Here is an 11,020-nt window from a genome sequence, read left to right as displayed (position 1 = left end):
TCAACAATTCTCTTGATGGTGGCTGTCATGGTTGGCCATCGAGGAGTTTCGTTGGGAATAAAAGCGACCACGACCTTGGAAAACTTGGGCGGGCTGATTCTGTTGGAAACCTTACCCCCAGCCATAAGCACGATTCCGTCACCCACATCGTCTGCCAGAGGCATGGAAGGACACATGGTGTAACAGTTGCCGCAGAACATACATCTGGGTTCATTTACTGCAACACTCTTAACTTCCGTGCCGTCATCCAGTTTGACCTTGGAAGGTTTGATGGCTGCTGTCGGACAGGCGGCAATGGCCAGTGGAATCTCGCACATCTTGTCCAAGTATTCATGATCGATCATGGGCGGTTTGCGGTGATATCCCAAAATGGCGATATCCGAGCAGTGAACCGCTCCACACATATTCAGGCAGCATGCCATGGAGATACGCAACTGTGCCGGCATTCGGTGGGCCTTAAAATCGTCAAACAAAACGTCCAGCGTGGCCTTTACCGTACCGGATGCGTCGGTTGCCGGAGTATGGCAGTGGATCCATCCCTGGGTGTGAACGATGTTGGTCACCCCTGCACCGGTTCCACCGACAGGAAATTTAAAACTGCCACTTGCAAATTTACGGCCATCAAGATCAGCCTTCAAAGCCATGGCCTTATCTTTACTGTCCGTCATAAACTCAATGTTGTTTCGTGTGGTGAACCGAAGGTATCCGTCACAGTACTGGTCTGCGATAGACATGATTTCACGGATGTGCGTCACACTCATCAGGCGGCATCCGCCGGCTCTTACCGTGTAAACCTCGTCACCCGATTCTGCCACATGGACCAGAACACCTGGTTCCAAAATTTCATGATACAACCATTTACCCTTGTTCTTTGCTATGACCGGAGGGTAAAATTCATCATATTTTCTCGGACCGATGTCGGTAATCCTGTTTTCCATCGGTTTATCCGGATTATAACCTGAAGATACAAATGCCATTTTATGCCCCTCCTATCTCTGATGGAATTTTCTAAATTCGTTAATATCACGATCAAACCCGCCTTCAACTTCATCTTCTTTCCAGAAAATATACGGGTTGGTACGGGGTTCCTGAACCATTCTCGGATCCGGTTTAAAACCGGTTACTTCAAGCAGTTTCTGGAAACCCTGTCGCTTCATCAGTTCGCCCAACCGCTCACGGTTTTTACCTTCTTCCATCCACCAATCCCAGATGGGCTCGATGACGGTCTCTTTTATTTCATCATAAGGTTCTTCAACCTTTATAAATGGAACGATCAGAGTCCCCATCTGTGCACCATCAAGAATCGGAGCCTTGGCACCTGCAAAGATGGAACAACCCCTGTCATTGCCTATTCTCAATGCTCTCGGCATCACGTTTATGCAGTGCATACAGCGGGTGCATTCCTTGTCATCGATCATCAGTTTTTTGCCTTCCATCCACATGCAGTTGGTGGGGCAAAGGTCAATCACCTCTTTCTGGATATCAAAAGGACCCCAGTCACGCCCGGAATGGGCGTTACCGTTGGGTGGAATCTCTCCACCGACATACGCCTGCACCGCCTCCTGATCGATCCTGATTTCATCGCGCCAGGTACCGATAAAGGAAAGGTCTGCCCTTGCAATTGATGCGACACAGCAGTTGGGACATCCGTCGAATTTAAACTTGAATTTGTAAGGAAATGCCGGCCTGTGAAGTTCATCCTGATACTCATTGGTAAGATCATGGCATATGGCCTGTGTATCATAGCAGGCATATTCACATCGGGCAGCGCCGATACAATCGGAAGGTGTCCTCAGGTTGGAACCGGAACCGCCAAGATCCTGGTTCAGGTTATGGCCCAGTTCCCAAAACACTTCTTCAAGCTGGGGTGTGGTAGTACCGAGGAAAATGATATCACCGGTGGAGCCATGCATGTTGGTGACACCGCTTCCACGTCTTTCCCAAAGGTCACAGATATCTTCTAAGTATTTCGTGGTATAGAACTTGCCTGCAGGCTGGCTGACACGCATGGTGTGGAAATGGGCCACACCCGGGAACATTTCGGGCTGGTCACAGTAACGTCCGATCACACCGCCGCCATAGCCAAACACGCCTACAATCCCACCATGTTTCCAGTGAGTCCTTCCATGCTTATAAGAAAGCTCAAGCACGCCGAGAAGGTCATCAACCGCATCCTGTGGAATCTGGTACTCTATGTTCTTTTCATTCTTTGCCCTTGATGCGGCTTCTTGCTTAAGATCGGATACAAAACTCGGCCATGGTCCGGACTCAAGCTGATCCAACAAAGGGGTCTCATGTTTTGCCATCGTTTTACCTCCATTCGTTATTGAAATTAACAACTGAGACTTTTAATAATTTATTATTTCCCCTTTCGGGTAAGTTGTGGTCACCTCCTCTCAACTTGCTGTTTATTCTTTAAAAATTACAAATATAATTTTTATATAGGCTTTTTCTTAGAGCAAAGATGATATATAGAATCAATATTTTCCCTTGTCAATAAAAAAGCTACGGCAGATTCTCGAAATTACATCGTTTTGTCAGATTTCATGAATTTTAAAAAAATAGTATACCGGCCGGTAAACCCGACCGGGAATAATCCCGGTATTTAAAAGATATTGATCCGGGTTTGGGCCCATTTGCCGGGGTTATACCGCTTGACACAAATATGTCCCGAAATATGAAATTGCGGTATATGTGGTTGTAGAAAAAAACGTTTCGATAACGGAACGTTTTTTTGGCAACCACTATAGAAACATATTTGCCTATGGGTACTCCATCACCGGTCTGTTATGAAGGTCAAGGTATGAAGACATTGCGTCCCAGCTTTCTTCATGGTATTGTGGATCAACTGCCACAACACAAAGTTTAATGAAACGCTGAGGGTACTTTCGATGTATTTAATTAAAACGAAATTGAAAAAACTTAATTGGTAAATTTTATCAACAGGGAGGTTATTAGTGATGAGCGGCAACGATTTTTTTAAAGTCAAGAAAGAAGGTCATATTGCATGGTTGATTTTAAATCGACCCGAAAAGCGCAACAGTATGAATCTGGAATGTTTTTCCAGTTTGCGCGAAATCTTTCCCAGGTTTGATAAGGACCCGGAGGTGAGGGTGGTGGTGATACAGGCCGAAGGCCAATGTTTTACCGGTGGCCTGGACCTGTATGATGCGGCAACTCTTATTGGCGCCGATTCCGCCGATTCCAGGGAGCAGCTTAGAAAAGTGATCTTGGAGATGCAGGAAAGCATGAACATGATTGAAAGGTGCAAGAAGCCGGTTATCGCTGCAGCACATGGCCTTTGTATCGGCGCGGGCGTTGACCTGTTAAGCGCCTGTGACATACGTGTGGCCAGTAAGGATGCCTTGTTTTCCATCAGGGAAACTAAGATCGCCATCATTGCTGATCTGGGTACTTTGCAGCGTTTGCCTACCATTATCGGCCACGGCTGGTTTCGCGAGCTGGCCCTGACCGGCAGAAATTTTACTGCGGCAGAGGCTTTACAAATGGGATTCATCACACACATCGCTGATAATCAAAAGGAACTGTTTGCAAAAGCAAAAAAACTGGCCGAAGAAATCGCCGGCAACTCACCCCTGGCTGTTCAGGGAGCCAAAGAGGTGATACTTTACAGCCGTGATAATGGCATCTATCCGGGACTGGAATATGTGGCGCAAAAAAACGCTTCAACGTTGCCCTGTGATGACGTGATGGAAGCGTTTAAAGCGTTCATGGAAAAACGCCCTCCTGAATTCAAAGGAAAATAGAAAAGATTCTTCTCCAAACGTTTGTTCTGTGGAGGAACACTCGAACCATGTCCCGCTGCAAGCGGGATTGTTTCCTTGTTGGAGCGTAGCGTAAATCCGCCTTTGGTGCGAACCCTATAAAAACACACTGACTCAATTGAAGATTATTTGCTTGACCTGCCTTGATCAACTACAACTAATCGTAAGATGACCCAGAAAAATAGCTGCATACAAATATTTAACTTGCCTCTAATATTTCTCTAACATTTGCTGATTAATTTCCCTTTCTCAAACCGATGTAACACTGGTTTTTAATAAAAACAAGGAGGTGAGAGGGAAAATCTAATCAAATCTTTACAGTTTACTCACACAAATCTAACAATTGACTCATATTATTAATCACAACATTATGGAGGATAAAATGAAAAAATCTATTTTTATTATGGTTTCATTACTGGCACTGGCTGTCATCACCCATCCCGTTTTTGCGGGCAATCTTGTCATCAAAGGATCAACCACTGTGCTTCCCATTGCACAAAAGGCGGTGGAAGCTTATATGAGTGAACATCCGGATGTAAAAATTTCCCTTTCGGGCGGTGGATCAGGAAATGGTATCAAGGCCATTATCGACGGATCTACGGATATTGCCAACGCTTCTCGATTCATCAAAGGCAAGGAAGTAAAACTTGCCCACGAGAAAGGCGTCTATCCGGTTCCTTTTGCAATAGCTTATGATTCCATTATTCCAGTGGTGCACCCGAGCAACAAAATAAAAAATATAACGACTGCTCAATTGAAAGCCCTATATAAAGGTGAAATTAAAAATTTCAAAGAACTCGGCGGGCCTGATCTTAAAATTGTCGTTATTTCACGGGACACCTCATCCGGAACCTATGAAACCTGGGCCAAAAAAGTCATGAAAAAAGAACGGGTCACACCCAGGGCACAGGTGATGGCTTCCAACGGCGCTATTGTACAGGCAGTTTCCAATAATAAGCATGCCATTGGCTACATCGGTATCGGTTATCTTAACAGAAAAGTGAAACCGTTGAAGGTGAATGGAGTAGAAGGAACCGAAGCCACCACACTTAACGGCACCTACCCCATCTCAAGACCCCTTTTCATGTTCACCAAAGGCTGGCCAAAAGGAGATACGCTCAATTTCATCAACTTTATGCTCAATCCTCAAAAAGGCCAGAAATATGTGAAAAAAGCAGGATATGTAAAATTATACTAATCTGAACTCTTTTCAATATTATTTTAAGTGGTACTATTTTCCCCCAGCCCTCTCCTTAGAAAGATCGGGGAAGCAAAGCGCATGGCAAAACTTAGGTTAAAATTTGCCGGCCATGCGCTTTGCGCACCACCACGGGAGTATAAATGGCACTAAAGAGACAGACCGTAGAAAAGTCGGTACAGAAAATCTTTTTCCTCATTGCAATGGCTTCTATTACCACCCTTTTTCTGATTATGGTTTTTCTTTTCAAAGAAGGCCTGCCGATTTTTAAAACTGTTTCCATCAAAGACTTTGTGTTCGGCCACTACTGGTATCCCACATCTGAACCTCCTGATTTTGGAATTTTTCCGCTGATTGTGGCTTCTGTGGTGGTTACCTTTGTCTCAGCGGTGATATCCATACCCCTTGGTGTGATGACTGCGGTTTTTCTGGCTGAAATTGCATCCAAAAAGGTTTCCGAGATTTTTAAACCTGTGGTTGAGCTTTTGGCCGCCCTTCCCTCCGTGGTGATCGGTTTTTTCGGCATGGTACTGGTGGCTCCCTTTCTGCAGAATGTTTTTAATATCCCTACCGGGCTAAACCTTTTTAATGCGTCACTCATGCTGGCATTTATGTCAATTCCTACCATATGCAGTATCTCCGAAGATGCCATACACAGCGTACCGTTGGCCCTGAAGGAAGCTTCCATGGCCCTTGGGGCGACACACCTGGAAACGATTGTCAGGGTGATCCTGCCTGCATCTATTTCGGGGATCAGCACAGCGGTTATCCTTGGGCTGTCACGGGCGATTGGAGAAACCATGGTGGTTTTGATGGTGGCAGGCGGAGCGGCCATGCTGCCCGAATCTATTTTCGATCCGGTCAGGCCCATGCCGGCAAGCATTGCTTCGGAAATGGCGGAAGCTCCTGTGGGAGGAGAACATTATTTCGCTCTATTTGCCACCGGAATTGTACTATTTTTATTTACCCTTGTCTTCAATTTGATTGCGGACCATATTGCATTTAAATATAGACAGACCGGTGAAGCATCATTATAACTAAATAATAAATTCAAAACTGTATCACTGACATTTTTCAATAAAACACAGGCAGAAACCATGGCTTTTCTATTAGGTAAAAATTTAAAATTAGCTACCACCGGCAAACAGGCAGAGTACAAGGAAATTGCCACCCCGGTTCAATCCGCTTCTGGCGGGGTCCGCAGAAAAATTTTTCAGTCTGTTGCTTTTTCGGCTTTCCGTATTGCCGCAGTGATCAACGGTATTGCGCTGTTTATTATCGTTTTTTTTATGGTAAAAAACGGCTGGAAGGCAATTACCTGGACATTTTTGACCCAGCCGCCAATAGACTCCATGACCAAGGGAGGGATTCTTCCGTGTATTGTGGGAACATTCTCCCTAAGTATTGGAGCCATTATCGTTGCCATGCCCATCGGCATCGCATCAGCCATTTACCTCAACGAATATGCCCGTCCCGGACGTGCTCTAAGACTGATCCGGCTGGGAATAAATAATCTGGCAGGCGTGCCGTCGGTGGTATTCGGTCTTTTCGGTCTGGCCTTTTTTGTGGTGATATTAAAAATGGGGGTCAGCATCATTGCCGGAGCTCTAACACTTGGGGCCATGTCTTTGCCGGTCATTATCGGCGCTACCGAGGAAGCCTTGAAAGCGGTTCCGGATACTTACAGAGAAGCATCTCTCGGCCTGGGAGCAACCAAGTGGCAAACCATTCGAAAGGTGGTACTCCCTTCCGCCATGCCGGGCATCCTCACCGGCGCCATATTAGGCATTAGTCGGGCCGCCGGAGAAACAGCGCCCATTATGTTTACCGGTGCAGTATTTTTCACACCGGTTCTGCCAACATCCATTTTTGACGAAGTCATGGCCCTTCCATATCACATTTATGTCCTGGCCACCGCAGGAACTGAAATAGAAGTGACCCGACACCTTCAATACGGCACCGCCCTTGTCTTAATCGCACTTGTTTTAGGAATGAATCTGATTGCCATTATTTACCGTTTAAGATTACGCAGGAGACTGCAATAAAAGGAAAAACAATGGATAAAGCTTTAAAGATTACTTCAGAAAACCTTAACTTTTATTATGGAGACTTTCAGGCCCTTCATGATATTTCCCTTGATTTTTACGACCGTCAGGTAACCGCCCTTATCGGACCCTCCGGATGCGGCAAAAGCACCTTTTTACGCTGTTTGAACAGGATGAACGATTTAATCCCGGGGACCCGTGTTGAGGGAAAAATCATGATTGAAGACCAGGATATGTATGCATCATCTCTGGATGTCGTGCTGCTCAGAAAGCGAGTGGGCATGGTTTTCCAAAAACCAAATCCCTTTCCCAAAACGATTTATGATAATGTGGCCTATGGACTTATTGTAAACGGAATAAAGGACAAAGCCTATGTGGCCCGGCGTGTTGAGGAAAGCATTAAGCAGGCGGCTTTGTGGGACGAGGTCAAAGACCGGCTCCATGAATCGGCACTGGGTCTTTCAGGCGGCCAGCAGCAGCGGTTATGTATCGCCCGTGCCCTGGCGATAAAGCCCGAGGTGATCCTGATGGATGAACCGGCTTCGGCGCTGGATCCCCTCGCCACCCAGAAAATAGAAGAGCTGATACAAACCTTAAAAGAATTTTATACCATCATCATTGTGACTCACAATATGCAGCAGGCGGCAAGGGTTTCAGATATAACCGCTTTTTTTTATATTGGAAAACTCATTGAAACAGGTGATACCGATACCCTTTTTACCAGACCGAAACTCAAACAGACCGAAGACTATATCACGGGCCGATTTGGGTAATGGAGACACTAACATGACAAAGCACTTTCATAGAGAGCTGGAAAAAATTAAGAAAAAGATACTTTCTTTAGGGGCAATGGTGGAAGAAAACGTTCGAATGGCCATCAAAGCCATTGAGGAATTTGATGGCGAGATTTCGCAAAAGATCATTGCCTCTGACCATGAAATCGACGAGATGGAAGTTGAAGTCGAAGAAGAATGTCTGAAAATAATTGCCCTGCATCAGCCGGTGGCCGTTGATCTTCGATTTCTGGTGGCGGTGATAAAGATCAACAATGACCTTGAAAGAATAGGAGACCAGGCGGTAAATATCGCCCAAAGAGTGAAGACGATCACCAAAAAAGAAGGATCTGATTTTATCTTCGACTATTCCGTCATGGCTGAAAAAGCGGAAACCATGCTTAAAATGAGTTTGGATGCCCTGGTAAACATGGATGATGATCTCGCACTTAAAGTGCTGGTATTGGATGACGAAGTGGATGCAAAAAAAGAAGAGGCATATCGTTTGATAAAAACAGCCATTTCGCAACATCCTGATAAGGTCAGTTATCTGATTAACCTGCTTCTTATTTCGCGGCACCTGGAACGTCTGGCGGACCATGCCACCAATATTGCAGAAGAGGTCATTTATATGATAGAAGGTGAAATTGTACGGCACGGAAAACTATAGATGAATAAAAAGAGGAAATATGTCCGGAGATAAAATCCTTATTGTGGATGACGAAAAAGATATACTGGAACTGATCGGTTATAATTTAGAAAAAGAAGGTTATAAAATCATAAAAGCCCTGTCCGGTGAAACGGCATTAAGGAGCTCACGGTCGGAAAATCCGGATCTTATTTTGCTCGATCTGATGCTTCCGGGTATAGACGGTCTGGACGTACTGAAAAAACTAAAAAAAGATGCAAAAACAATGCATATCCCCACCATACTGCTCACCGCAAAAGGGGAGGAAGCCGATATTGTTGCCGGTCTCGAACTCGGGGCAGACGATTACATCACCAAACCCTTTTCCCCGCGAGTTCTTCTGGCCAGAATTCGTGCTGCCCTCAGAAGACAAAAGGAAGAAACAGTCGATTTGCAGTCTGTGATTCACATCCACGATCTTGAAATCCATCCAGGCAGGCGGAGTGTATCAGTCAAAGGAAGCCCCGTGGAGCTGACCTTTACCGAATTTCAAATCCTGTTCCTGCTTGCCCGGCGGCCTGGATGGGTATTTACCCGTTCGCAGATTGTGGATGGTATTAGAGGTGATGATTATCCGGTTACCGACCGAAGCGTGGATGTCCAAATTGTAGGACTTAGAAAAAAACTCGGTCCTTTAGGAAAGTATATAGAGACAGTCAGAGGGGTCGGTTACAGGTTCAAGGATATTTCATGAAAAAAACCATTCGCTTAATATGGCTGCTTTTTCCCACTTATCTGATGATCACCCTGGTTGCCCTGGGTGTGGTTAGCTGGTATGCTTCAAGTTTTTTAAGCGACTATTTCCTGGAAAGGACCATTGAAGGCCTTAAGACCCAGGGTCGAATCATTAAAGAGATGGTTGAACCGCATCTGAAGCCTTTGTATCCAAAAGAGATTGATCGTTTATGTAAACAAATAGGGAATTCCGCCCGGATTCGGGTGACGGTGATCCTTCCCAACGGCAGGGTAATCGGTGACTCAGATGAAAACCCGGCTGTGATGGACAGTCATGCCGATCGCCCTGAATTTCTAAAAGCCCTGTCGCAACCGGCGGGAAGCGCTCTCAGATACAGCAGAACCCTTGATAAAAGAATGATGTATGTCGCCCTTCCCATAATATCTTCTCACAGGCTCGAAGCCATATTAAGAACATCCATTCCTTTAACCGAAGTCGATAAGGAGCTTGGCATCATTCAGGACAGAATCACTCTCGGGGGATTTTTTATCGCCCTGTTTGCTGCAATGATATGTTTTTATATCTCACGACGCATCAGCAGGTCCATTGAAGAAATGAGAAAGGGGGCTGAACATTTTGCCAAAGGCGATCTTACATACCGTTTATCCTCTCCAGGCATAACCGAAGCCGCAAATCTTGCTGAAGCGATGAACCTGATGGCGGCCAACATGGCCAAACAGATAGAAACTGAGGTCAATCAACGAAATCAAATTGAGGCAGTACTGTCCAGTATGGCTGAAGGAGTGATTGCCCTGGACATGAATGAACACATCTTAAGCTTCAATCAGACTGCGGCAGACATGCTTGAAAAACTGTCGGCTGCTGAAAAAAACCAGAGCCTCCAGGAAATAATCAGGGACACCAGGCTTTCCGAATTTATGGAAAAAGCTCAGAAAAGTAACATCCCGATAAAGAGTGACATTACTCTATATCATAACGGCGATCGCATTTTAAATGCCAATGCCTCCCCCCTTCGCAATGCCAAAGAAAAGCGCATCGGCACCCTGCTGGTATTAAACGACGTGACTCAGCTAAGACGTCTGGAAAGGATGCGACAGGACTTTGTGGCCAATGTTTCCCATGAAATAAAAACCCCTTTAACCGCCATTAAGGGCTTTGTGGAGACACTTCAAAGCGGCGCCAAGGACAATGAAAAAGAAGCGAACCGGTTTTTATCCATCATCGAAAAACATGTAAACCGTCTCGGGGCGATTATTGATGATCTTCTGCATCTTTCCAGAATTGAAAAGGAAAACGAGGCAAATCTGATTCAGCTGAGAAAAACAGCAGTAAAAAAAGTGATTACCTCTTCAGTGAGGATTTGCCGGACCGAGGCCGACGCAAAACAGATAGAAATAGATTTTACCTGTGACGATTTGCTGGAGGCCAACATCGAACCGGTACTTTTTGAACAAGCCGTGGTAAACCTGATTGGTAATGCCATCAAATACAGCAGTGAAAAAAGTAAGATTCAAATCAACGCGGTAAAGACTGCTTCCGGTGTTTCCCTTAGTATTAAAGACAGCGGCATCGGCATTTCAAAAAGACACCTGCCCCGCCTGTTTGAAAGGTTTTACCGCGTTGACAAGGCCAGAAGCCGCGAGCAGGGAGGCACCGGCCTGGGTCTTGCCATTGTTAAACATATCGTCCAGGCCCACGGCGGGCAAATAACGGTTGACAGCACTCCGGGCAAAGGAAGTACCTTTACCATTCACCTGCCGGAATAGTAAAACATAACCTAATAAATCTTAACAATCATTATTATTATACCCGTTTGCTTGACACGATTTTTGTT

Annotated in this window: 10 protein-coding genes; 8 read left to right on the top strand and 2 right to left on the bottom strand. The window is 45.5% G+C overall.

The window, feature by feature from the left end:
• Together dsrB and dsrA are read right to left on the bottom strand one after the other, a co-directional pair.
• A partial coding sequence (gene dsrB, locus SWH54_16100; protein MDY6792786.1) for a dissimilatory-type sulfite reductase subunit beta occupies positions 1–977 on the bottom strand: 977 nt, incomplete at its 3' end.
• 12 nt (positions 978–989) lie between these two features.
• Positions 990–2,306, bottom strand: coding sequence for a dissimilatory-type sulfite reductase subunit alpha (gene dsrA / locus SWH54_16095; GenBank protein MDY6792785.1), 1,317 nt, complete (start codon positions 2,304–2,306; stop codon positions 990–992).
• Between the two features lie 654 nt (positions 2,307–2,960).
• Between dsrA and SWH54_16090 the strand changes: the two genes are divergently transcribed.
• The 8 genes from SWH54_16090 to SWH54_16055 all read left to right on the top strand — a co-directional run bounded on the left by SWH54_16090 (position 2,961) and on the right by SWH54_16055 (position 10,952).
• Complete coding sequence (locus tag SWH54_16090; protein ID MDY6792784.1) at positions 2,961–3,767, top strand: crotonase/enoyl-CoA hydratase family protein; 807 nt, start codon at positions 2,961–2,963, stop codon at positions 3,765–3,767.
• Between the two features lie 400 nt (positions 3,768–4,167).
• The gene (locus SWH54_16085; GenBank protein ID MDY6792783.1) at positions 4,168–4,983 is read left to right on the top strand and encodes a phosphate ABC transporter substrate-binding protein; all 816 of its coding nucleotides are present in this window, start codon (positions 4,168–4,170) and stop codon (positions 4,981–4,983) included.
• 143 nt (positions 4,984–5,126) lie between these two features.
• Positions 5,127–6,020, top strand: a complete 894-nt coding sequence (gene pstC, locus SWH54_16080; protein ID MDY6792782.1) for a phosphate ABC transporter permease subunit PstC — start codon at positions 5,127–5,129, stop codon at positions 6,018–6,020.
• A gap of 60 nt (positions 6,021–6,080) precedes the next feature.
• Positions 6,081–7,028 carry a phosphate ABC transporter permease PstA gene (gene pstA, locus SWH54_16075; protein ID MDY6792781.1) on the top strand — a complete coding sequence of 316 codons (948 nt, stop codon included), beginning with the start codon at positions 6,081–6,083 and terminating at the stop codon, positions 7,026–7,028.
• Positions 7,029–7,039: 11 nt separating this feature from the next.
• Complete coding sequence (gene pstB, locus SWH54_16070) at positions 7,040–7,801, top strand: phosphate ABC transporter ATP-binding protein PstB (GenBank protein ID MDY6792780.1); 762 nt, start codon at positions 7,040–7,042, stop codon at positions 7,799–7,801.
• A 13-nt stretch (positions 7,802–7,814) separates the two neighbouring features.
• Entirely contained in the window at positions 7,815–8,471 is a 657-nt protein-coding gene (phoU, locus tag SWH54_16065) for a phosphate signaling complex protein PhoU (protein MDY6792779.1), read from the top strand.
• A gap of 19 nt (positions 8,472–8,490) precedes the next feature.
• Positions 8,491–9,183 carry a response regulator transcription factor gene (locus SWH54_16060; protein ID MDY6792778.1) on the top strand — a complete coding sequence of 231 codons (693 nt, stop codon included), beginning with the start codon at positions 8,491–8,493 and terminating at the stop codon, positions 9,181–9,183.
• Positions 9,180–10,952, top strand: coding sequence for an ATP-binding protein (locus SWH54_16055; protein ID MDY6792777.1), 1,773 nt, complete (start codon positions 9,180–9,182; stop codon positions 10,950–10,952). The genes SWH54_16060 and SWH54_16055 overlap by 4 nt, the downstream gene beginning before the upstream one ends.
• Positions 10,953–11,020 lie beyond the last annotated feature (68 nt).

Source organism: Thermodesulfobacteriota bacterium, from assembly GCA_034189135.1.
Lineage (GTDB): Bacteria > Desulfobacterota > Desulfobacteria > Desulfobacterales > JAUWMJ01 > JAUWMJ01.
The sequence above is the reverse complement of the archived record's forward strand: the minus strand, read 5'-3'. Positions and strand labels throughout refer to the sequence as shown.

Bases quoted from the DNA above. Each gene is read 5' to 3' on its own strand.
- SWH54_16085 (MDY6792783.1), top strand. From the start codon at position 4,168: ATGAAAAAATCTATTTTTATTATGGTTTCATTACTGGCACTGGCTGTC.
- phoU (MDY6792779.1), top strand. From the start codon at position 7,815: ATGACAAAGCACTTTCATAGAGAGCTGGAAAAAATTAAGAAAAAGATA.
- SWH54_16055 (MDY6792777.1), top strand. From the start codon at position 9,180: ATGAAAAAAACCATTCGCTTAATATGGCTGCTTTTTCCCACTTATCTG.
- pstA (MDY6792781.1), top strand. From the start codon at position 6,081: ATGGCTTTTCTATTAGGTAAAAATTTAAAATTAGCTACCACCGGCAAA.
- pstC (MDY6792782.1), top strand. From the start codon at position 5,127: ATGGCACTAAAGAGACAGACCGTAGAAAAGTCGGTACAGAAAATCTTT.
- dsrA (MDY6792785.1), bottom strand. From the start codon at position 2,306: ATGGCAAAACATGAGACCCCTTTGTTGGATCAGCTTGAGTCCGGACCA.
- SWH54_16090 (MDY6792784.1), top strand. From the start codon at position 2,961: ATGAGCGGCAACGATTTTTTTAAAGTCAAGAAAGAAGGTCATATTGCA.
- pstB (MDY6792780.1), top strand. From the start codon at position 7,040: ATGGATAAAGCTTTAAAGATTACTTCAGAAAACCTTAACTTTTATTAT.
- SWH54_16060 (MDY6792778.1), top strand. From the start codon at position 8,491: ATGTCCGGAGATAAAATCCTTATTGTGGATGACGAAAAAGATATACTG.